The organism is Peribacillus sp. NJ11, from assembly GCF_030348405.1.
Classification (GTDB): domain Bacteria; phylum Bacillota; class Bacilli; order Bacillales; family DSM-1321; genus Peribacillus.
The window spans coordinates 4,411,319-4,434,835 of the sequence record NZ_JAUCFO010000001.1; the positions used below are offsets into that span (position 1 = coordinate 4,411,319).

The 23,517-nt window shown below is 39.6% G+C and carries 20 protein-coding genes and 1 pseudogene; 6 read left to right on the forward strand and 15 right to left on the reverse strand.

Annotated features, from left to right (window positions below):
* Positions 1–482: 482 nt before the first annotated feature.
* From QUF86_RS21610 to QUF86_RS21620, 3 genes are read left to right on the forward strand one after another with little or no spacing between them, the layout of a single operon-like run.
* Positions 483–962 (forward strand): MarR family winged helix-turn-helix transcriptional regulator, encoded by a 480-nt coding sequence (locus tag QUF86_RS21610; RefSeq protein WP_289335613.1) that lies wholly within the window; start codon positions 483–485, stop codon positions 960–962.
* The gene (locus QUF86_RS21615) at positions 959–2,683 is read left to right on the forward strand and encodes an ABC transporter ATP-binding protein (protein ID WP_289335614.1); all 1,725 of its coding nucleotides are present in this window, start codon (positions 959–961) and stop codon (positions 2,681–2,683) included. The genes QUF86_RS21610 and QUF86_RS21615 overlap by 4 nt, the downstream gene beginning before the upstream one ends.
* Positions 2,680–4,539 (forward strand): ABC transporter ATP-binding protein, encoded by a 1,860-nt coding sequence (locus QUF86_RS21620; RefSeq protein WP_289335615.1) that lies wholly within the window; start codon positions 2,680–2,682, stop codon positions 4,537–4,539. The genes QUF86_RS21615 and QUF86_RS21620 overlap by 4 nt, the downstream gene beginning before the upstream one ends.
* Before the next feature lie 127 nt (positions 4,540–4,666).
* Here the strand turns inward: QUF86_RS21620 and QUF86_RS21625 are convergent, their stop codons facing one another.
* Positions 4,667–5,119 carry a MarR family winged helix-turn-helix transcriptional regulator gene (locus tag QUF86_RS21625; protein ID WP_289316735.1) on the reverse strand — a complete coding sequence of 151 codons (453 nt, stop codon included), beginning with the start codon at positions 5,117–5,119 and terminating at the stop codon, positions 4,667–4,669.
* Between the two features lie 124 nt (positions 5,120–5,243).
* Here QUF86_RS21625 and QUF86_RS21630 point away from each other — a divergent pair, with 124 nt between their 5' ends.
* Both QUF86_RS21630 and QUF86_RS21635 read left to right on the forward strand, forming a co-directional pair.
* Positions 5,244–5,684, forward strand: a complete 441-nt coding sequence (locus tag QUF86_RS21630; protein WP_289335616.1) for a GNAT family N-acetyltransferase — start codon at positions 5,244–5,246, stop codon at positions 5,682–5,684.
* A 40-nt stretch (positions 5,685–5,724) separates the two neighbouring features.
* Positions 5,725–6,155 (forward strand): annotated as a pseudogene (locus tag QUF86_RS21635) (DUF6198 family protein); the annotation flags it as partial.
* Positions 6,156–6,457: 302 nt separating this feature from the next.
* Here QUF86_RS21635 and QUF86_RS21640 read toward each other — a convergent pair.
* Together QUF86_RS21640 and QUF86_RS21645 are read right to left on the reverse strand one after the other, a co-directional pair.
* On the reverse strand, positions 6,458–7,726 hold the full coding sequence (locus tag QUF86_RS21640) for an erythromycin esterase family protein (protein WP_289335618.1): 1,269 nt from the start codon (positions 7,724–7,726) through the stop codon (positions 6,458–6,460).
* Positions 7,727–7,756: 30 nt separating this feature from the next.
* Complete coding sequence (locus QUF86_RS21645; RefSeq protein WP_289316738.1) at positions 7,757–8,128, reverse strand: hypothetical protein; 372 nt, start codon at positions 8,126–8,128, stop codon at positions 7,757–7,759.
* A 253-nt stretch (positions 8,129–8,381) separates the two neighbouring features.
* On the opposite strand from QUF86_RS21645, the gene QUF86_RS21650 reads away from it, so the two are divergent.
* Positions 8,382–8,870 (forward strand): divergent PAP2 family protein, encoded by a 489-nt coding sequence (locus tag QUF86_RS21650; protein WP_289316739.1) that lies wholly within the window; start codon positions 8,382–8,384, stop codon positions 8,868–8,870.
* Between the two features lie 302 nt (positions 8,871–9,172).
* On the opposite strand, the gene QUF86_RS21655 is transcribed toward QUF86_RS21650, so the two are convergent.
* From QUF86_RS21655 to QUF86_RS21710, 12 genes are all read right to left on the reverse strand, one after another.
* Positions 9,173–9,883 carry a GntR family transcriptional regulator gene (locus tag QUF86_RS21655; RefSeq protein WP_289316740.1) on the reverse strand — a complete coding sequence of 237 codons (711 nt, stop codon included), beginning with the start codon at positions 9,881–9,883 and terminating at the stop codon, positions 9,173–9,175.
* A 255-nt stretch (positions 9,884–10,138) separates the two neighbouring features.
* The gene (locus QUF86_RS21660; protein ID WP_483313661.1) at positions 10,139–11,200 is read right to left on the reverse strand and encodes a YeiH family protein; all 1,062 of its coding nucleotides are present in this window, start codon (positions 11,198–11,200) and stop codon (positions 10,139–10,141) included.
* 41 nt (positions 11,201–11,241) lie between these two features.
* Positions 11,242–11,991 (reverse strand): PIG-L family deacetylase, encoded by a 750-nt coding sequence (locus tag QUF86_RS21665; protein ID WP_289316741.1) that lies wholly within the window; start codon positions 11,989–11,991, stop codon positions 11,242–11,244.
* A 140-nt stretch (positions 11,992–12,131) separates the two neighbouring features.
* Complete coding sequence (locus QUF86_RS21670) at positions 12,132–13,484, reverse strand: aminotransferase (protein WP_289318405.1); 1,353 nt, start codon at positions 13,482–13,484, stop codon at positions 12,132–12,134.
* A 150-nt stretch (positions 13,485–13,634) separates the two neighbouring features.
* Positions 13,635–15,398, reverse strand: coding sequence for a sulfoacetaldehyde acetyltransferase (gene xsc, locus QUF86_RS21675; protein ID WP_289316742.1), 1,764 nt, complete (start codon positions 15,396–15,398; stop codon positions 13,635–13,637).
* A 181-nt stretch (positions 15,399–15,579) separates the two neighbouring features.
* Complete coding sequence (gene phnX / locus QUF86_RS21680; RefSeq protein WP_289335620.1) at positions 15,580–16,410, reverse strand: phosphonoacetaldehyde hydrolase; 831 nt, start codon at positions 16,408–16,410, stop codon at positions 15,580–15,582.
* A gap of 92 nt (positions 16,411–16,502) precedes the next feature.
* Positions 16,503–16,958, reverse strand: a complete 456-nt coding sequence (locus tag QUF86_RS21685; RefSeq protein ID WP_289335621.1) for a hypothetical protein — start codon at positions 16,956–16,958, stop codon at positions 16,503–16,505.
* A 173-nt stretch (positions 16,959–17,131) separates the two neighbouring features.
* Positions 17,132–18,544 carry an amino acid permease gene (locus QUF86_RS21690; RefSeq protein ID WP_289316745.1) on the reverse strand — a complete coding sequence of 471 codons (1,413 nt, stop codon included), beginning with the start codon at positions 18,542–18,544 and terminating at the stop codon, positions 17,132–17,134.
* A 365-nt stretch (positions 18,545–18,909) separates the two neighbouring features.
* Positions 18,910–19,530: a YitT family protein gene (locus QUF86_RS21695; RefSeq protein ID WP_289335622.1), complete on the reverse strand. Its 621-nt coding sequence runs from the start codon at positions 19,528–19,530 to the stop codon at positions 18,910–18,912.
* A gap of 537 nt (positions 19,531–20,067) precedes the next feature.
* On the reverse strand, positions 20,068–20,769 hold the full coding sequence (tatC, locus tag QUF86_RS21700; protein ID WP_483313961.1) for a twin-arginine translocase subunit TatC: 702 nt from the start codon (positions 20,767–20,769) through the stop codon (positions 20,068–20,070).
* Between the two features lie 163 nt (positions 20,770–20,932).
* Positions 20,933–21,145 carry a twin-arginine translocase TatA/TatE family subunit gene (locus QUF86_RS21705; protein WP_289316748.1) on the reverse strand — a complete coding sequence of 71 codons (213 nt, stop codon included), beginning with the start codon at positions 21,143–21,145 and terminating at the stop codon, positions 20,933–20,935.
* Positions 21,146–21,214: 69 nt separating this feature from the next.
* Positions 21,215–22,957 (reverse strand): alkaline phosphatase D family protein, encoded by a 1,743-nt coding sequence (locus QUF86_RS21710; protein ID WP_421155222.1) that lies wholly within the window; start codon positions 22,955–22,957, stop codon positions 21,215–21,217.
* Between the last annotated feature and the right edge of the window lie 560 nt (positions 22,958–23,517).

Below are 23,517 nucleotides of genomic sequence, written 5' to 3' on the forward strand. Positions count from 1 at the left end.
TTAAAACATTTCCCCGTTAAAACCAGAATATTTCCCTCATATTGGCACCTTATTTAAAATGGGGCTCTGTATCACAAATTACCAATCTTTCTTATTAGCTGTCTGTTTGTCTCGCAAACTTAAGTCCTGTTATGTTCTACGGAAGAAAAATTCTATTATGTATACATGCTTGCCATTTAACACCCGTACATTCTCATTTACGTTATCATCTACTATTATTACCTGGTACTAACTCAATATTATCCTAACACTTATCAGTTCACATTTTCAAGTTAATTTCACATTGTATGGTTTGTTTTCACGCGAAAGCCTCGCCTGACTTTAAAACTCATTTCCATGTATGCACCAAAGTCCAGAAAACCCCGGGGTGTTGAAGTCGTTTTTTTGTTGACGAAGCGGAAAGATAGATGTAAATTAAAATGATTCATAAAATTAAATGTTCAATATGGAACAGTTCGAAAAAGAAAGAATGGTGATGTTGAGTGAAGAATGAAAAACAGTTGATGCGTTCCGTACAACTTTTGCGTTCATTTTGGAACGTGCAGAAAAATATAATGCGGTTCGTTCAAAAGACAACGGCAGAAAATGGATTGACAGTTCCGCAATATTCCATTTTGATGGCCATCACTCTTCAAACGGAGATGACTCAAAAAACCGTTGGGGAGAAAACATTTCTTCCAAAAAGCACCTTGAGCCAAGCGGTTGATGGCCTCGTTCGGGCAGGTATGCTCCATCGCGAGCTTGTGGAGGGCAACCGGCGTGAGATTCAGTTGTCAATCACCGAACAGGGGAAAAATTTATTACAAACGATCCATTTTCACGAAGGAAGCATTCATCAAATTTTCCAATCGGCCATTGAATTACTTTCGGAAGAACAGTTTGAAGAGCTGCTTGAAACGCATCTTCAAATTACAAACTTTTTAGAAGCACAAGCTACCGAACAGGGAGAGTGTACAAAATGATAAAAATACTGAAAAATTTATCCGTTTATAAGTGGATTATTTCAGCAGTCATCGGACTGGTTTTTATTCAATCGATGTCGGACCTCTTTTTGCCTACATTAATGGCCGATATTATTGACAAAGGCGTCGTTCGAGGAGACATTCCATACATTTGGAAAATTGGTGGTTTGATGCTGCTGGTTTCCGCTCTTGGCGCTTGCGCTTCCATAATCGCAAGCTACTATTCGTCCAAAGCGGCTATGGGAATGGGACGCGATCTCCGGCTGAAAGTCTTTAATCATGTTGAAAAATTTTCCTTACAAGAATTTGATGAAGTAGGTACCGCATCATTGATTACTCGGACGACCAATGATATAACACAAGTCCAGCAGGTGGTTATCATGATGCTACGTATGGTTATCAGTGCACCTATCATGTTAATCGGCGGTTTGATCATGGCAGTATCCATGGATGCAAAATTATCTCTTGTCATTGTTGTCACAATGCCTTTGTTGATTGGGTCGATCCTGCTTATTCTATATAAAGGTGTGCCACTCTTTCAAACGGTGCAAAAACGATTAGACAGGTTGAACCTTGTATTACGGGAAAATTTAACTGGTATTCGCGTCATTCGTGCCTTCAATCGTGAAACACAAGAGAAGGAACGTCTTAAGAAAGCGAATAAAGAATTGACGGATGTCTCGATCAAGGTCAATAAAATCATGGCATTCATGATGCCTGTAATGATGCTAGTAATGAACTTGACGGTTGTTGGTATCATTTGGTTTGGTGGAATTCGTATTGATAACGGCGGTATGCAGATCGGGGACTTAATGGCCTTTATCCAATATGTTATGCAAATTATGTTCGCCCTCGTTATGGCATCCATGATGTTCGTTATGGTTCCACGTGCGGCCGTGTCGGCAACAAGGATAAACGAAGTCCTTGACATGAAACCTTCATTCCTGGATGAGGGTACAGAAAAGGCAGATCGTGAACATGGTACACTTGAATTTGAACATGTGACGTTCAGTTACCCAGGTGCAGAAGAACCTGCATTATCGGATATTAGTTTTTCTGCAAGTCCTGGTGAAATCACCGCAATAATCGGTGGAACAGGCTCAGGGAAAACGACGCTCGTCAATTTGATCCCTCGCTTCTATGATATTTCAAGTGGAACGATTCGCGTCAATGGTGTTGATATTCGTAAGTCATCACAAGATGAAGTTCGCTCAAAAATTGGCTTTGTACCACAAAAGGCCATCCTCTTTACTGGTACTATCTCTGAAAACATTCGCTTTGGAAAACAAACAGCCACACAAGATGAAGTCGAGCATGCGGCTCGGATCGCCCAAGCGGAAGATTTTATCAGCAAAATGAAAGACGGCTATCAGGCAGAAATTGAACAAGGCGGTTCAAACCTATCAGGAGGGCAAAAACAACGACTTTCGATCGCACGGGCACTCATTCGGAAACCCGATATTTATATATTCGATGATAGTTTTTCTGCACTTGACTTCAAGACGGATGCCAACCTTCGCGCAGCCCTGAAAGATGAAACGAAAAATTCGACAGTACTACTCGTTGCCCAGCGTGTCAGTACGGTCGTGGACGCTGACCGAATCATTGTGTTGGACGAAGGCCACATTGTAGGTATGGGAACACACCAAGAGTTGCTTAGTACAAACGACATTTACCGTGAGATCGCCTTATCACAGCTCACAGAGGAGGAAATTGCATGAGTAATCAAAAAAAACCTCAAAGCGGCGGTCAGGTTGGGCATGGTCCCGGTGGCGGTAACATGATGATGATGGGTCAAAAAGCAAAAGATTTTAAAGGAACACTAAGACGCCTCTTGGCCTATTTAAAACCGCGGCGCAACAAATTGATTTCCGTGTTCTTCGCTGCAATCATGAGTACTATTTTTATGATTGTTGGACCAAAGATCATGGGAAATGCAATTACAGAATTATTCGAAGGAGCTTACGGGAAATTCCAGGGAATACCAGGAGCAGCTATTAACTTTGATAAAATTGGCCAGATCCTTCTACTGCTTGCCGGACTTTATGCCTTAAGCAGCCTTTTCAACTATGTACAACAATACATTATGTCAAGTGTTGCACAGGACACAGTATATGATTTACGAGAAGATGTTAACGAAAAGCTCGCGAAACTTCCTCTCAAATATTTTGAAGGACGTCCAAACGGGGAAACACTTAGCCGAATGACAAATGATATTGATACGATCGGAAGCACCCTTCAGCAAAGCTTAACGCAGTTCATCACTTCGATCGTAACGATTTTGGGGATTATCATCATGATGCTTTCGATTAGCCCGTTATTGACATTAATCTCGATAGTAAGCTTACCTTTGTCAATATTTGCAATCCGGCCTATTTTAAAAAGATCCCAAAAACATTTCGCCGATCAACAGCGTACACTCGGACAATTAAATGGCCACATTGAAGAAATGTATACTGGCCATCAAGTCGTTAAAGCATTCGGACATGAAAAAAAGGCGAGTGCCCAGTTTACCATGGTTAATGAAGAGTTGTATAAAGCGGGAAGCAAAGCTCAGTTTATATCCGGTATCATCATGCCCATGATGTTCTTTATCGGAAATTTGAGTTATGTACTCATCAGCGTTGTCGGCGGAATATTGGTAACGCAACGTTCGATCTCGATTGGTGATATTCAGGCATTCATCACATATTCAAAGCAGTTCACCCAGCCGATCACACAGACAGCTAACATCGCAAACATTATTCAGTCGACGGTTGCAGCAGCTGAGCGTGTCTTTGAGCTACTTGATGAAGAAGAGGAAATGAAAGAAAAAACCACAGCTAATATAAAGAGAGCAAATGGTGCTGTCACTTTTGAACATGTGGACTTTGGCTACGGGAAAGAAATGTTAATTAAAGATATGAACATCGATGTCTTGCCTGGACAGACGGTCGCAATTGTTGGACCGACTGGTGCTGGAAAAACGACCATGATAAATCTCCTGATGAGATTTTATGAACTCAATGGCGGAAAGATTAATATTGATGGTCTTGATACACGGAATATGTCCAGGAGTGATCTTCGAAAAAACTTTGGGATGGTGCTTCAAGATACCTGGCTCTTTAATGGCACGATTAAAGAAAATATCGCTTATGGCAAAAATGGAGCAACTGATGGAGAAATTTTTGCAGCTGCCCGCACGGCACATGCCGACCATTTCATTCGGACACTGCCAGATGGGTATGAGACAATCTTAAACGAAGAAGCTTCTAACATCTCACAAGGACAAAAGCAGCTTTTGACAATCGCCCGAGCTGTTCTAGCAGATCCACCAATCATGATATTGGATGAAGCGACGTCTAGTGTTGACACTCGGACCGAAGTCTTTATTCAAAAGGCCATGAACCGACTCATGGAAGGACGAACTAGCTTTGTCATTGCCCATCGTCTCTCAACGATTAAGGATGCAGATTTGATTCTAGTTATGGATCAAGGAAAAGTGATAGAGAAAGGAACACATTCAGAACTTTTAAGGGTGAATGGTTTCTATGCAGATCTATACAATAGTCAGTTCACTGAAAATGTAGCTGGATAATATGAAAGAGGCTCAATTTCCAAACGAAATCGAGCCTCTTTTTATCAATTTATCTCCACAACCAGCTTAAGTGCTTTAACTAATGCTCCAATCAGTCATCCATGAAGCGAATAACTTATAAGATGTGTCAATACTCCCTTTTATTCCCTTTTTTTACAAATTCCCAATCTACCTCAATATTTTTTCTGACCCTTTGAAGAAGATGAAAAATCAATTCCGTTTCGTCCCTAGAAAATCCGGTTAATGCCACCTTGTCGGTATACTCCCCTTCTTTCTGTAAAAAGGGATATACTTTTTCACCTTTATCAGTAGGATATAACTTTTTGATTTTTTTGTTGTCAGCATCATCTTTCTTTTCAATAAAACCTTGTATCTCAAGTTTTTTAATTGCACGAGCTGCTGTCGTTCGGTCAACCTTTATCATTTCTGCTACCTTTTCTTGAATGATTCCTGGATTTTCACATATTCGTACAAGATACAAATACTGCCCTTTTGTAAGGTCTAATTCTTTAAATTCGATATTACTTATAGAATCCAATGCCCTTGCTATCATTCCAATTTCACGGAGTATTTCCTTCATTCAAAAAGCCCCTGACTTTTTTTGTTGTATTTACAACAAAAATATTTTCGTATATACTATAAAAAGGATATACATATATTATGACTTGTCTTACTGAATAAATCTAGAAAAGGGATGAAGAACATTGGATTCAAAGAGAATAACTACAGAAAATGATTTAAAAATAGCCTTTCAAATCAGAAAAGAAGTATTTGTCGAGGAACAAGGTTTCCCTTTAGAAAGTGAATTTGATGAATTTGATACACTTAATGCTATATCTGAACACATATTAGTCTATTATAATGAAAAACCAGTCGGAACTGGTAGGTTAAGAGTTGTTGATGGTTTAGGTAAATTGGAGAGGATTTGCATCTTAGAGCCTTACCGTAAATTTGGTCTTGGAAAAATAATAATTAAAACGTTGGAAGAAATTGCAAATAAAAAGGAAATATCCCAGATTAAATTACATGGGCAAACACAGGCAGAGGGTTTTTATAAAAAACTTGGCTATCACACTTCATCCGATGTCTTTATGGAAGATGGCGGTCCACATCTTTTGATGATAAAAGAATTAGTTAATGAATAAGTGTGTTAAATGTGAGTAAAACAAATATTAACCTTTACTGATGGGGATCATACTTTTAACCCTTGGTTGTTCTTTAACCATTCAATCAGACCTATCATGATATTTTTAAATTCGCTTTTAAAAAGGCAATGACCAGAATTATTGGGTCTACTAACTGCTTTAATATTAGGTCTTGGTATCGATATATGGCTTTTTTTACTGAATAACTTGGTAAAGCCAGAACAACTGCTCATTAAACATGTTTGTTTAACGTTTGGGTTAATGGTTATTGGACTAGTAGGAACGGCTATCTACTTACATGCACAAATTTCGCCCCAAATCCTGTAGACCTTTTGATGCTGATCATTCAAGATTTAACTGGAAGAAATACACCATATTCAAAAACATTCATTTATCTTTTCTTCTTAGTTATGGCAGTCATTTTCAGGACCAATCGGTTTCGGAACTTTATTAACCGTCTGTTTAGGAGGCCCTTAATTATTCACCTTATTAATTGGAGGTTCATTTAAAAAATCCAGTCCATCCGCAAATAGATATCAAGATAAAAACCATTCTTTATAGAATGGTTTTTATCTTAAATATTTTAATCCCTTTGTACGAACGATTCATTAGCTATTCATAAAGCTTCAAAAACAGAAGTGATCGAACGCAAAGACTTTGGTTTCCGTCGAGATGATAAGACCACATTAGGTAGCATTAAGAATTAGCACGAACAAAAAGGCAAAGCCCTTTATAACTCGACATGTTATACAGGGCTTGTATATTTATATTTTTTACATAACGGGTGCTTTTTCATGAACAAGCGGGTGAAGGGCCTGAGTTTCATCAATGTAAACAAAAGCATCATATCTATCTGACATTACAGAAGGTACATAGTTTCCATATTGTTCATATTCCGGTCTGTATACAACTCCAATCGCCCGATGTCCAATCCTATCTTGGAATAGCTGACGATTTTCATCGGTGAAAATGAGCAACTTATCATACGCCCCCGAAAGATGCATTGCCTCCTCCCAACTTCCATTCGTTGCCCGGGGTACTGTTTTTATTTCAAATTCCATACCCCATTCATCTGCTGCAATAACAGTTCCACTGTAGGTTCCGAAACCTGTGATAAATACATCTTCAGTTGGGTTTTGCTCACGAATGACCTGGCCGACATTAATCATCCCTGAATCCTTCATATCAGTAGCGCTGGCATCGCCGACATGGGTATTATGTTCCCATACAATCGCCTTGCCTTCTGAACCGTAAAAATCCATAATTTCATTAAGTGCATCCACCATATGCATATCTCGAATATTCCATGATCTATCGTCATGAACCACCATAGTCCTGTAATAATTTTCGGCATTATACGCTACCAATGCATTCACTTGAAGATTCAAATTCAATTCCTCGTGATGGGGGTATTTTTCTTTTTTTCTCTGAATGGTTGTCAGTAATTTGGCTACTTCCTCTATGCAATCTTCAGAAAAAATGCCTGCGGAAACTGCGTACTCTTCGTTATTCCGATTAAATGGCTCAAAGCATGTGAATGCCTGTCTGGCAGCTTCGAGGTCAGGTGAATCTATTTGTTTTAAGTAATGGATGACTTCATCCATGGATTCCCAAAGACTATAGATATCTATCCCATAAAATCCAACTTTCGTTTGTTTTTGTCCAGACTCATTGTATTCTTTCATCCATTCAATCAGATCGATCATTTCCTCGTTTGCCCACATCCAGGTCGGCCAGCGGTTAAAACTTTTAAGAACATCGTGTGCGGATTTAGTTACTTGATCATAACCTTTAACATATCTATTAATTGCCTGGCATGCGGGCCAATCGCCTTCAACGGCTACAAAGGTGAACCCTTTTTCTTTAATAAGTTTTTTTGTTATTTCAACTCGGGCCGTGTAAAATTCGGATGTTCCATGTGATGCCTCTCCCAGCAAAACAAATTTTGAATTTTTAACTTGTTGAACGAGCTTACCCCAATCACCATCACTTGTAAGCGGGACTGAATGTTCGATTATTGATTGAACCAGATTATGATGCACTGTTTTTCCTCCTTATTCTTCTTACCACCATTACCGTTTGTACTCAGCATTATAAGAATTTGAACCTGCGTGCACTGACAGCAAAGTATCAGCGTATCCTACCAGTCGATTTACAAGTTCATCACATATAGAGTAAACCAGTTGAAAGTTTTCTTCCTCAAATAGAACAGGGTCATCCAGAATGACCGTTGTGTTAATGAACATATCTTTGTTTCCATATAGATTGTAATGAACTATAGCCTTTCCAGCAGCACCCCCAGTAACTGGATCCTTAAAGCCGGGAATGAAAACAAACCATTCTTCAGCAGTAGCAGACCTGAAGTTTTTTGTGAAAGACAATTGCTTGGTTACAGTCTGAATCCTTTTTAACTCTTCCGGATTTATATCCTTGATCTTGTTCATTCCATAGCCACCTTAACACCGTGTTAATAATATTCCGTTATAGATTTTCCTTAAGGGACCAATCCTATAAATATTAATATGAAACAACGCCTTTCCCCGTAAAAACTGAAGCAAAATAACACAAGTAGACTTTTAATAAATGCTGATAAATCATGGATGACTTCCGCATATTAAGATTATATTTTGGGTATCAAAAGAGAGAAGACAAATTCCCGGATTGGATTGGGACTGGTCTGGAGTGGAGGAGTTGCTCATGGAAAAGATGAATCGGGGAATTTTAACGGCGCTGTCGGCAATTGGCATTGCGCAAGGATTGAAAATTTTAACGCATAATAGGCTTACGGGAAAGTGGGACTTGAAGCAGGCTTTCACAACAGGCGGCATGCCTAGTTCGCACTCTGCGGGTGTGGCAGCACTGGCATCCTATGTGGCAGCCAATAAAGGATGGTTGCATACGGAGACATCACTTGCGACAGTGTTTGGCGTGATTGTGATGTATGATGCTCAGGGGATTCGGCGCCATACAGGCGAAATTGCAAAGCTTGTGAATGATCTTGAAGATAATCTGGCGAAATTTTCTGGTGAGTTTCCAAGTTTTGAGTATGTGGAGCGTGAGAAAGAACTGAATGAACTGCTCGGACATCAGCCTGTGGAAGTGGGAGCAGGTGCGCTGCTTGGAGTTGTACTTGGGCTTATTTCGGCTAAATTGGAGGATGGTAAGACCACTAATTCGGCTGAATAAAAAAACCATCTCATTAAAGGTGTTCTTTCTTAGTTATCCATCCGGAAAAATGTACAGTCACGAATAATTTTGTTGATCATATTTAATAAAAAAATATGTCGATGTTATTAATGTAGACAATCTCTCCAATCTTTGTGTACGTTTAATACTATAAAATAATTACGTGGATAATGGGTTTAAATAGAATAATTTGACTGGTGTTTTTAAACTGTTAAAAACCAACCATCTTAATGATTTGAGAACCGAAAATGACCTAAACCACTCTAAAGGCTTAGGTCATTTTTTGCGTCGGAAAAATAAAATCAGTTATTCTTCCGCGACATTTTCATAGCGAATGAGTACATATCCGACCTGAATAAACCTTTATAATATTCTACTAAATTACCATCAGAATCAAAAATCATTCTTTCTGTAATCAGCAAGCACATCGTTTCTGTTATACCTAAATGTTCAGCATCTTCTTTTGTTGGAAAGCCGCATGTTATAATTTGTTCCGCTTCACAAAAGTTAATGTTAAGATCACCTTCGAGCGCGTCATATAATACTGTGGTGCTTAAATCGAATTTCGTCAATTTTTGTCCTAAGTCCAAAGAATAATAATGTAATTCTATCGCTATGGGGACATCTCCCTGCAGCCGCAGCCTTTTAATATGGTAAGATTCATCTTCAAAACCATTTGCATCAGCTATATTTTCTGGTGTCAAAACACGGCCATGGTCCAGTAATTTAATCCCCATGCTTTTAGTGGTTTCAGTGAAACTTATCATCTTAAGCCATTCCTGTACAGGTTTAAGGGAAACGAACGTTCCCTTCCCATGCCTTTTTTCCAATATCCCTTCACGAACCAGGATGGATACGGCTTCCCGTACAGTGCTCCTGCTGACAGAATACATATCCATGAGTTCCCTTTCGCTCGGGATTTTGTCCTTATAGTAACCTTCTAAAATCTGGTTTTCCAATATGGTTTTTAATTGTGCGTGTAATGGGATTGGATTTTTAAAGTCTAACTCCATAAAATTTCCTCCAAACAGAAAAAGACATCGTAATGTTCGTATCAGTTCTTATATTGTAAACCAAATAGTTATAATTTTCAAACACGCCAGCGTTCATTTTTTTCCATAAATTAGAAAGTCGCAAGTTTCCTTTACTCCTTTTCCAATACATCACGTTCAAAAACCGTTTTCTTTTGAAGAATAAATAAGCCCGAATAATACCGCGTATTCAAGGTTTATCAGGCCTGCTTAGTGGGGCCACAATGGATAAATATATTAAACGATAAAGTATGAGATAATCGAAAGCAACAAAGAGGTAATGGTCATGGCTAAAAGAGGACGCATGGCTTTTGTGCGAAGTGCCTGCAGGCTGACATTCAGTCCAAGACCGATCATGGCCATCGTTAATATGAATGTAGTCGTTTTCGAAATACCATCCATTACAATTGGAGACACCGTAATATAAGTTCCAAACACATAACTTCCTATTAGACTCATGATTATAAAACCAACGAGGAACCATGGAAAATCAATTTTGGCATCATGGCCCATTTTCCCGGATGTACGTTTTTTCATCCAATACATAAAAATGAAACATAAAGGGATAAGTAAAAAGACACGGCCCAATTTCGCGAGGAGTGCAATCGCTAGCGCATCTTCACCAGCCGGGGCTCCTGCCAATGCAACATGGGCGATTTCATGGAGACTGATCCCGGACCATATACCATAATCCAAAGCAGAGATCGGAAGGATCGGACGTAAAAGGGTATAAATAATGGAGAAAAGTGTTCCCATTAAAGCGATTATCCCAACGCCTATGGCTGTATCTTCTTCCTTAGCTTTCACTATTGGAGATATTGCAGCGATGGCTGCTGCACCGCATATCCCAGTTCCAACAGCAAGAAGAAGGGAAATGGAGGCATCTGCCTTAAACCACTTTGCAATCAGGACCATCACGACTATAGCAAATGTTACTGTCCCTATATCACGGACCAACAATGGCAAACCCTGATTGAAAATCACATCGATATTTAATTTCAATCCGTATAAAATAATGGCAAAACGCAAAAGTTTTTTAGCGGAAAATTCAATTCCCGTCCGGAACCTTTCTGGATATCCAGCGATTTGACGATAAATCACGGCAATGATGATCGAACACGCAAGAGGGCCGATTCGATTGAATCCTGCAATCTTGGACAGCCCCAAGCCTAAAAGTGCAATAAAAAAGGTGAAAGCGATACCGCTCATCCACATTAGCACTCTATTTTGAAGCGGTGATTTCGAATTTTGCTGTTCCTGAATTGTTTCTTCCAGTGGTTCATATTTTTCTAATTCCATACATTCCTTCCCCCTTTCCGGATAAACCAAAGCATTACGAATCATCTCATTCTTTCTATCGTTTGAAAAAGATCGTTGTCTTCCATATCATTAGGAGAATTACCTTTGATAAAATACTCGAATTTCTTTAAAAAAGGCAAGCTTGGAATTTGATTCCCCCACAATTCAGGAACGGCTAGAGTCTGGGAACGATGGGACCTTAGGGCACGGATCTTTTTCTGTAAAGTCCCTGCTATATTCACTCTTGTGATACTGCTCAGCCCGTTTTCCTTTAACCATTTTTCATGAAAAGCATGCCAAAGGACAAAGTACAGGCTATGAACCTTAATAGCGGGAAAAACGGGATCTGGATAAAAACCGGGATCACCGGATTTTAAAAAAGCCAATTCTGCTGCACGACCAATCGCACAATGGTCTGGGTGTCCCCCATATTTCTCATGGAATGTGACTAGTGCATCCGGTCGAACTTCACGAATCACCTTTACGATTCTCTCTGCTAATAAATCGATGGATTCAAATTCAATGGTTTTATCCCTTACATGTAAAAATCGAAGGTCGTTGATCCCTAACTCTTCACAAGCGCTGTTTAACTCCTTTACTCTTAATCCAGGCAATGACTCTCTCGTTGCAAGAATCGGATTCCCCATCCGCCTACCCATTTCGCCTTTTGTCGCACATAGTAAAGTTATATGAACACCTTGCTCGGACATTTTGGCAATGGTTCCGCCACACAAGAATGATTCATCATCGGGATGTGCAAGAACCACTAATAACCTTTGTTGTGATTGCATATTTCCTCCTACTTCGGATCCAGTTTCCCCACACTGTGAAACCCAATATGAAAAAATGGACATGGATGTCAAAACGGTTAGACATATCATGCCCATCTTCAAATTCGTCTATAAATATAGCACCCTAAAGCTAATCATCTTTAGCATAATTCATATAAAACGGATTTAACCGTTTCTATGACAAAGCGTAAATCTTCAACGGTCGAAGATAAAGGCGGTGCAATGATCAATACATTTCCATATCCAGGAACTGTATCACCATTACGACCGATGATAAGACCCTTTTCCTTGCAAGCCCCTATTATTTTACCCATGAATTCATCGGAAACTGGCGTTTTTGTCTTTTTATCTTTCACTAATTCAATACCATATAAAAACCCAACTCCCCGAACTTCCCCTACTTTATCCAGGGCTGTCAATTCAAAGAGCTCACTTAGTGTCGATTCACTAAGTTCAGATACTCGTTGCACGATTTTTTCATTTTCTAAGATTTCAATGTTCTTTAGCGCAACTGCGCAAGATGCAGGATGGCCTCCATATGTTGACACATGCCTGAAATGATTTAAATTTCCATTATCCTTGAATTTCTCATAAATCCTGGAATTCACTGCCGTTGCTCCAAGTGGAAGATAACCACTAGTCAAACCCTTTGCCATCGTTACAATATCCGGTTGAACCCCATCGGAGTGCATGAACCCAAACATTTTTCCGGTTCTTCCAAAACCTGAAACCACTTCATCCACAATTAAAAGAACATCATGCTTCTTACAAATTTCCGAAACCCTCGTTAAGTATTCCTTCGAAGGAATAAGGACCCCGCCACCAGAAATGAATGGTTCAAGAATAACACCTGCTACAGTTTCAGCTCCTTCAAAGTTAATGACCTGATCGATATATTCAGCTGCAAGCAAATCGGAATTTTCAACGTTTTCCCCAAACGGACTTCGATAACTGTACGGTGGTGGCACATGCAGGAAACCTGGAACCGCCGGATCATATTTCACTCTCCGATTAGCCTGTGCTGTTGCACTAAGCGCGCCGAAAGTATTACCATGATAAGCTCTATACCTTGAGATGAATTTGTATTTACCCTGATTCCCATTTTGAGAATGATATTGCCTTGCTATTTTAAAAGCTGTTTCATTCGCCTCAGAGCCGCTGTTCGTAAAAAAGGTAGTATAAGAGCCCTTTAAATGTTCACTAATTTTTGCAGATAATTCGATTGCCGGCTTATGGCTTAACGTTAAAGGGAAGTAAGATAAGTTAATCATTTGTTCATAGGCTGCCTGGGCAATTTCTTTTCGTCCGTGACCCAGGTTCAAGCACCATAAACCGGAAACCCCATCTAAATATTTATCACCTTTAGAATCTGTGAACCATGAGCCGGATCCTTCTGTAGCCATCATGGGAGCATCCTTCTCATTATAGCGATGCATCGCATGCCATAAATGGTCTTTATCCATTTGAACAAGGTCTTTCGTTTCAGTTTCCATCTTCACTATTGAAACCCCCTTATTTTTCATTGAATGCAATTAAGTTAAGTTCCCATGCTGTTACAGATCTTTTAGGCGAATTGGTGATGATACGATGACCCGAATAGTTCACCAAGTCATCGCACAAGTCATATCACTCTTTTCACACCATTATTTATCCCAGTTTTTATGATCTAAGTGAGAATATTTTTCTAATAATCTAGTAGGCATTTTTAATGCATCTTTTCTAAAAGGAGGAGCTAATTGTGTTCCATCCACTTGTATATCAATCACAGTCGGTTTGTTTGATTTTATTGCTTTTTCAATGACAGAGCCTAACTCCTCAGGTTTTTCCACTCTTATACCAACAGCACCCATAGATCGCGCAACTTCTGCAAAATCAGGATTTTGGATATCCGCCCCTACAAAACGGTTATTATAAAAATCGACCTGGTTCTTTTTCTCTGCGCACCATGCATTATTATTGAAGACACATGCAATGACCGGTATGTTTTCTTCAACAGCCGTACTCACTTCATGTAAGCTCATACCCCACGCTCCATCTCCAACAATGGCTATAACAGGCGTATTCGGCTCAGCTAATTTGGCACCTAGTGCGGAAGGGTAAGCAAATCCCGTATTCCCGAATGTAAGCGCAGCGATATGCCTGCGGCTCTGATTGAATTTCAAGTAAGCGTTTGCAGTTGATGATACATTACCGATATCTGTAGTGACGATGGCATTTTCAGGCAACACTTTAGTCAATTCCAGTAGGGCTCGACGCGGATTGATCGGGGTTCCATCGATCATCGCAAGTTTCACCAATTCTTCTTCCCATTTTTGTTTTTCATTCGTTATTTCGACTATCCGCTTTTTTTCTTGTTTTAGATTAGGTTTACTTGCCTTCAAGCGTTTCAAGATTTCACGACTCGCTTCACGGGCATCTCCGATGATCCCGACTTCCACAGGGTGCGTCCTCGCTATTTGCCTTGGGTTAATGTCTATTTGAATGATTTGTGCATCTTTAGGAAAATAATCAATGTCATAGCATGGTAACGTTCCAAATACCGATAATCTTGTACCGACCGCTAAAATGACATCCGCTTTCTTAAGTGTATTCATGGCAGCCTTTGAACCCATGTAACCGATTGGGCCGACTGACAATGGGTGATCAGCAGGAAAGGCATCATTATGCATATAGGAGACAGCTACCGGAGCTGTTAAATATTCTGCAATATTCTTAATTTCCTCAATGCCATCTGAATCAACGGTTCCCCTACCGGAAATAATGACAGGATACTCAGCCTTAGCTAAAATTTCAGCCGCTCTATCCAATGATGCAGAAGATCCGCAGCCGCGTTCATCTACGCGATATTGATGTGGTTGCAGTATTTGATCTTCCACTTCACCATAGAAATAATCACGGGGGATATCGAATAAAACCGGCCCCCTCTCTGCATAGGCAATCCGAAATGCTGTCCTAAGGCAATCAGCGACCCTGCCTGGATGTGTCACTCTAACCGTTTCTTTCGTGATGGCCTTGAATATGGAAACCTGATCACATTCTTGAAAACCATCCCATCCAACCGTTGGTGTACCAGCTGATGGAGAGATGACCACCATAGGAGTATGAGCTTGATTGGCCGCTGCAACAGAGGTGACCATATTGGTCATTCCAGGTCCGTTTTGCCCGATGACAACCCCTGCAACACCTGAGACCCGACAATAGGCATCTTCCATATGTGCAGCACTTTGTTCATGGCGGACACCAATGAAACGGATACCTGCAGTTGGCAATAAATCAAGCATATCCATGAAAGCGGATCCCAGGATTCCCGAGATATGTTTAACTCCCTCAGCCACCAATGTCTCAACGATGGCTTCACTTGGTGTCATTTTAACTTTCGTTCCTCTTAACATTTTTGTTTCGACCATAGCACATTCTCCTTAATTATATTTATTTCTGATAATGACGTTGCAACGTCCGTACCAGTTATAAGATGTATAATACTACCATTGGATGAAACAGTCAATGAATAAATTGAATATTTTGAATTTAAACAAGATCATTATCCATCAAAGTCACAAACTTATGCATTACATCAATGATTTTTCTTTAAACAATAAATATATCCTTTTTTTCTGTCAATCTGTAGTTGATCCTGTCGATGATCTCCAATAAATCGCCTATTTCATCAATTACGAAATCGGCACCTGCATTCAGAAAACGGTTTTCTGCATGTTTCATCCGTTTTTGCAGATCATATGGGTCCATATCGTTGATTTCTGTTTCTGAAAGACCGATTTCACTTCCGCCTTTCAATACGGCAACAGTCCACATTCCTGCAGAAATGCCTTCTTTGATGTCACTGATCGTATCGCCGACTTTAACAATTTTACTGAGGGGATACACTTGGAGATTCATCGCCGTCTGAAAGCACATCCAAGGGGCAGGCCGTCCTGCAGGCACTTCGTTGGATGCAACAATGGAATCCGGGTGATAGCCCCATTTTTCCGCCTCTTCTTTAACAACATTAATCATTTCACGAGTATACCCTGTTGTCGAACCGATTTTTATTCCTTGCTGCCTTAAACGGCTGACTAATTCAATTACGCCTGGTATTGGCTTGGCGTTCTCCTTAAGAACCTTAAAAAGCAAAGCCTCAAAGTCCTTATATAACGATCTAAGCTCAATTTCATCCGGTTCTTTTCCATATTTCGAAATCCATAACTTGGATATTCTATTGATTTTCAAGAGTTCCCTTAGATGATCCATTTTCAATAACCCCATAGGTTCCCTTGCTTCCTCAATGGTAATATCAATCCCCCTTATCCTGAATATCTCGACAAATGCCTGTACCGGTGCAAAACAACCATAATCCACCGTAGTTCCTGCCCAATCAAATATTACTGCTTGAACTTCTTTGCATTTTTTTGCACTTTCCAATCTATACTCCCCTCCTCATCCTTACCTCCTTCAAAACCACCATAGACACCCGTAAATTCTCCACTGGTGTTCAACCCGGGTATAAAGTGAATTCATTTCATTTCTTCCAAAAATAGCTGTAGGTCTTCTTTAGTAGCTTCAGAGAGTCGTTTAATTTTTTCCGGGTCTTTATCAGGATTCCCTGACTCCCCAATTAATGGGTATAGGTTTTTCTCAATTCGTTCATACCAATCGGGATATTCATCTTCCACTTGCTTTTCTATCGAATCCCAGGCAGAACTGATCTCTTTTCCCACTTTTTGAATTTCCTCAACATCCGCCTTTGTGCTTACTTCTGTTTCCAATGCGTTAATGGATTGAAGCACCTCGCTGACACCTTTTTTAATAACCTCTGCATTTTGGGCTTCACCTGGATTTGGATCCGACTTTTCTTTTATTACTGGATTTTTTTCTTGTTGGCCTTCTTCCGGTTTAGCTGAATCGTTGCAGCCTGATAACAATATGGCTCCAAGGATGAACCCATTAGTTAATACACGGAAACCATTCAACATAATCCCTCCTTCATGATTTAAAAGACAGATGCCATCTAGTTGGCACAACTCTCTTTTTCTATGGGAATCATATTCTAGGTGAAATGTGATTGAAGAATTTTGTCTGAGGAATTCCATAGAAGTAAACGAAGCATTACTTTAAGTTAATAATGGATGGTATAGAGCTAAAGCTATAACTTTTCAGAATTAGGGGAACCAGAAACAATATTTAATTCATTCTCGATATATTTCGCTTTTTTACGTCGTATGAAAAAGAATGAACAGATAATGATCAAGCTAAATAGCATGGTAAAGATAAACTGTGGACGCTGTGAATCGATAAATGCCATTAATATCAACACGGAAATCATGGAAAGAATGGTTGCATACGTCAAATACGGGAACAGCCACATCTTGATCTTGAAAATTCCGGGATTCTCTTTCTCCATTCTCTTCCTTAATCGGAGATGGGAAACCGCAATGGCCAGATAGACAAGAATTCCGACCCCACCCGAGGAATTCACTAAAAAGAAAAAGATTTTATCAGGTGAAACGTAACTGAAAATGGTGCTGATAAAGGCAAATAAAGTAGAACCGACTACAGCAAATATAGGGACACCATTCTTGCTCACTTTTGAAAATACCCTTGGAGCGTCCCCCTTTTGTGCAAGTGAAAACAACATGCGTGAGCTTGTATATAATCCTGAATTTAAACAGGAAAGCAATGCAATGAGAATAACTATATTCATGATTAGCGCAGCAGAAGGGATTCCTAGCATTTCAAGTACGGCAACAAATGGACTTTTCAGCAAGGAAGCTGAATTCCAGGGTAAAAGCGTCACTAGTACGGCTATGGACCCAATATAGAAAATCAGGATTCGCCAAACCACGCTATTCAATGCACTTCTAACTGACTTGACCGGATCACTCGTCTCACCAGCAGCTATCGCAGGAATCTCCACTCCAACAAATGCATGAAAAACGATTGCGACGCCAACAAGTACAGAACTTATCCCATTTGGAATAAAACCGCCAAAATTCAAAAGATTGGAAGTTCCGGGTGGTTTTATCGTTGGGATAAATCCTAAGATCACTGCCACACCCAGACACAAAAATAAGATGATACTGATTATTTTAATGATAGAAAACCAGTATTCAAACTCACCAAACGATTTTACGGAAAATATATTCGTCAGTTTCAATAGGATTATCAATGATAGACTTATGACCCAGACGGGAACGGAAGGAAGCCATCCATGTATGATCGCAGCTCCAGCTGTTGCTTCCAATGCAATTACGATAACCCAAAAGAACCAATATAACCAACCTGTAGTGAAACCGGCCCATTCACCAATCCCATCCCTTGCATATACGGCAAAAGATCCAGTATCGGGATTCACTGTAGCCATTTCCCCCAGCATCCTCATGACTAAAACAACGATCAAGCCTGCCAAAACATAGGATAAAATCGCCCCGGGACCCGTTTGACCAATAATGATACCGCTTCCTACGAATAAACCAGCGCCTATGACACCACTCAAAGATATCATCGTTAAATGTCTTTGTTTCAGACCTGGTTTCAGTTCTTCCTGTTGATGTTTCATACCCTCCACCAACTTTCAATATTTTGGGGAATCAACTAAAATAATCGCTAAAAAACAAGGCTTTACAGCTGCCTGTCCTTTACATGTACACAAAGATAGTGGGAACTTGGAAACATGGTATATTCAAACAACACAGGAACACTATGAACTAAAGAGTCTATAACTCACTTCTTCCCCCTTCCTCAGGCTATTTTAAAATTCGAAGCGAACATAACATCACTACGTCATGATGTTAGTACCACTTTCTATGTGTATAATACACTCTGACATTTTTAAAGTCAATTTAAAATCTGAATATTTAGATAACGAAATAAAAAAAACAAATGGCGGCCATTAATACAGATCTCTTCAAACCTCTAATTTTTTCATTTTACTTCTTTCACACTGGAATTTTCATCGAACGCACTATCCGTTCCTACCTTTCGGGCCTTCGGCTTCCTATCCAGCATTTTTTTTAAAAGGTATGAAAAAAGCAATGTATACGCAACACCCTTAATAATCGATGTATAGCCATAAACGAGAAGACCCAACACCAGTACGATAAGATTAATGATCCTTATTGTCACTGCAATATCTATTTTTTCATTTTTATGATGTAGAATTAAGGCGAGCACGTCAAAGCCAACAGTGGAGGCATTTGCTGTTATACATAAATAGTATCCTATCGCTATCAAAATCGACGAAAAGATAATCACTAAAAAGATATTTACATCAAAATTAATATTCAATGAATAAAAAAAATTGAAAAAAAGCATATAGCTAAGGGAACTTACAATCGACTTAAAAAAGTACTCTTTCCCTAGAAAAACTAAACAAATGATTAATAGTAATCCTGTAACGAAATTGGCGAGCATGGCAATGTTATAACCCGATAATGCATGCAATAATAAGGCCGAGCTAGTTACGCCTCCATTAATAATTTCATTGGGAACGATTAAAAAGGCATAGGCAAAGGTCATTGAAATGTTTCCTGCGATAATTTTCATTAAATCCCTCATAAACTTCTCACCATCCCTTTCAATATTTTGATTATGCTTTTCCCCCCTAGATATATATTTATACTTGAACGATGTAATCAACATTCATTTCTGCATCCCAATTTTTCCGGATCATTCACCTTTCTAATCAAATTAATTTTCAAAATTCCCCCTTACCTCATTCCTGTTGGAATGGGCGAAATGAAGATTACTGGTTTTATGTTCAAGTGATTACATTTATTCGCTAACCAGAATCCTCGCTCCTTCTAAAATATAAAATAAAACATGCCCCATTTTATCAGGAGCATGTTTTTACGAAAGACAAAGATACAAATCCAAAAGATCTGGGAACCTGACAATTTTAAAATGGGTTACGCAATTCAAAAAGTCCACTTAGAGGAAGCAAAAGCTTATTTTTTAAGGGTAAGGCACTTACTTAATCCATCAAGTATTATTCCGCAATAAAAAAAGTTGAGGAATCGCCCCCTCAACTTTTAAGTATGTTCCATTAACTATTTCCCAAGAAATGTTTTTTCAGAATGCATTTCATGTTACAGGTAATGCTGACTCATCTTTCATCAGCCTTTTTCGATAAACCATATTGGACAGCTGTACACTCACTTCATAAAGCACAAGCAATGGGACGATAACCAAAATGTCCGAAATTATATCAGGAGGCGTAATCAAGATTGAGATGATGACCAGGACGAAATAAGAAATCTTACGCGACTTTTTCAACACTGTTGGATTGATGATTCCTAATCTGGTCAGGAACATGATCACAAGCGGCATTTCGAATAAAACCCCGAATGGTAAGATTAAATTAATCATGAACCGAAAATACTTTTCCGCTGTGAACATCATCTCGAACTGCCCTGCGGATAGGGAAGTGAGGAAACCCAGCACTATCGGGAACAACACAAAATATCCAAATGAGATACCTGTTATGAATAGAATGAACAGCCCCGGAATGAACCGAAATGTAACTTTTCTCTCTTCAGGTTTTAACGCTGGAGCCACAAAGCGCCATAACTGATAGGCAGCTAGCGGAATTGTTGCGGCTATTGCGCAAACCGCGGCAATTATCATATATACCCACAGAATTTCACTTGGACCAAGCACAGCAAGCTTCCCATCTAAATCCTTAATGAGTAGTTCATAAATATCCTGTACAAATATGAAACTCACTATGAAGAAAACAAGAAAGCCTATCAGTGTTTTAATGATTCTTCCTCGTAGTTCCTCCATATGCTCGATAACGTGTAAATCCTTGCTCTCCACTTTCACTCCTCCTTTTCAGACAATTTCCAAGCCATATTATCTGGATTAAAATGGCTTAATGAATTCCTCCTCGAACTCTTCTCATGAAAAGAAGCAGGCGAGTCTTTCCGCCCGCTCTATCTCATAAAATTCATCCCTCTTTTTTAACCGCTCTTAACGCAGCTTTATTCTCGTTTTCATCCTCTTTATCTGAATCATTCACCAATCCTTTGGTTGCACTTTTGAATTCCGATAACGTCCGACCAAATGCACGGCCGATTTCCGGCAGCTTGGACGGTCCAAAAATAATCAGTGCAATCACGAGGACGATGACTAGACCGGGTATCCCTATATTAGAAAGCATTCTTATTCACTCCTTTGATCTTCTCATTTTTCTTTATCATATCCTTGTCAAGCATCATGATTGTTCCTATCAATTAGTGACTTTACCCTGCTTGTTCATTCTTTGTTTTTCATGTGCGCGATTATGGGCACGTGTCCGATCTTCCTCGACTTCGTTCGTTTTTTGTACACCTTCCATAACTGCTGCTGATGCAACCTTTCGCAACCCAGTTTGATCTTTATCAAAAACAAAGGAGGCTCTTGTCGATATATCTGCACCTGGTTCTGTCACGAATGGGACTACACGGTAGTCCGCCTTCCATTGTTCTGGTGTTACTTTGCAACGGACATATCCCCGATAATCATTAAAGAACTTTATATGTGGATTTTGACTTAGTATTTTATCCGTATCCGCACGCTTATCTGCTCCATTTCCACCAGATGTAATGGATGTGCCGACAAACTCCACTCCGAAAAGCTTTGAATTTGGATCATTAAAATCCGTCTTTAAATTGGCCGCCCAGCTTGCATGTACATCACCGGTCAAAACAACCAAATTTTCCAGGTTGTTACTTTTTATTACATCAATCAAACGATCGCGTGCAGCCGGGTAACCATCCCAAGAATCCATACTGAATTTGGGAGCGGTAGGTGTTCCATAATTCCGTTGTGAAAAGAAAATCTGCTGCGGCAGTACATTCCACTTCGTTTTTGATTTCGAAAGATTATCAGTTAGCCACTGTTCCTGTTCTGGACCTAGTAATGTTCGTTTCGGATCAAGTGACTCAGGCGTTTGCGGTGAACTGACATCGCCGTTTGCCTGATCATCCCGGTATTGACGTGAATCCAGTACAAAGAAAGAGGCCAGGTCTCCATAAGTGAAATTTCTGTATAACCGCATATCCGCTCCCTTAGGCAATGACGATTTACGAAGGGGCATATGCTCATAGTAAGCCTGATAAGCGGCTGCCCTTCTCTTGATGAATGCTTCAACCGATTGTCCTTTTTCCGGGATGACATTTGCATAATTGTTCTCAACTTCATGATCATCCCAAGTCACGACCCATGGGAAAGCCGCGTGTGCCGCCTTTAAATGGGTATCAGAGCGGTATTGAGCGTATCTATTTCGATAATCCTCAAGCGTAATGATCTCCGGACCATTATGTACACGGACATTACCTGTTGAAGAAACATATTCATTTGCACCATATTCATATATGTAATCGCCAAGGTGAAAAACAATATCCAGATCTTCTTTTGCCAAATGTTTATACGCCGTATAATAACCATGCTCAAATTGCTGACATGAAACAAACGCGAATGACAAGCTCGAAACACTTGAACCTATTGACGGAAGTGTTTTCGTTTTCCCAGTCTGACTTACTTCCCCACCACTTTTAAAACGGTAAAAATAGACCTTATCAGGTTTTAACCCGCTTACTTCCACATGAACGGAATGGCCCAGTTCAGGCCTGGCTATTTCCTTGCCCTGTTGTACAATCTTTCTGAAATTCTCATCCTTTGCCACTTCCCATTTAACGGAAATGGCTTCTTGTGGCATTCCTCCGCCATTCAACGGATCAGGTGCCAACCTTGTCCATAAAACTACACTATCCGAGAGTGGATCACCTGAAGCTACACCGAGAGTAAATGGATAATCACTGAACTTCGGGGCTGCATTCACTTCAATCCCGCCCATTGATTGGGCAAGGGCAAGACCTAATGAAAGTCCGGCAAGCTTACTTGCTCCCTGGATAAAGTTCCGGCGGTCCATATTCTTACCTAATTCGCTCCAATTCTTGATTAAATCATCCATTGCTCTATCATTATTCATTGATCTTTCCCTCCTATTGTTTGAATCTGGTTCAAGTATAAAAGGACAATTTTAAAGGTGTATGAAGAAGTGTAAAAACAACACATACCCAATTAGGAATTTTCATGCAGGACTTATGGATCCCTTTGAACAAAAAAAGGAGCAGATTCACGCATACACTTACATAGACCTACAAACTTTTACAAACAACGACAGTCTTTCAACCTATTTTTCTTCATGAATCATTTATTTATTCGTTACAAATAACTGGGTTTAAGCTCAATTAGGATGCAGCAATTAATGCTTCATATTATTTGATAATCGTATTTAAAAACCGAAGGATACGATTATCGTTTAAGTTTTATTCACTTTTATCTGCGAATCATTTTCGTACCCTAAACAAGTTGGATAGTTTTCTGATTTTTAATAATTAGCACTCTTTGCTGATACCGAGTATTTGTTTGTTTCGCTTGACATTAACTTTCTTCAGAGCTGCAATACTCAATTATCATTTTTGGTCAAATTTTGTTAAGAGTCTATCACCATATCAAATTCTAATTAAAATGGGGACAATACAATTC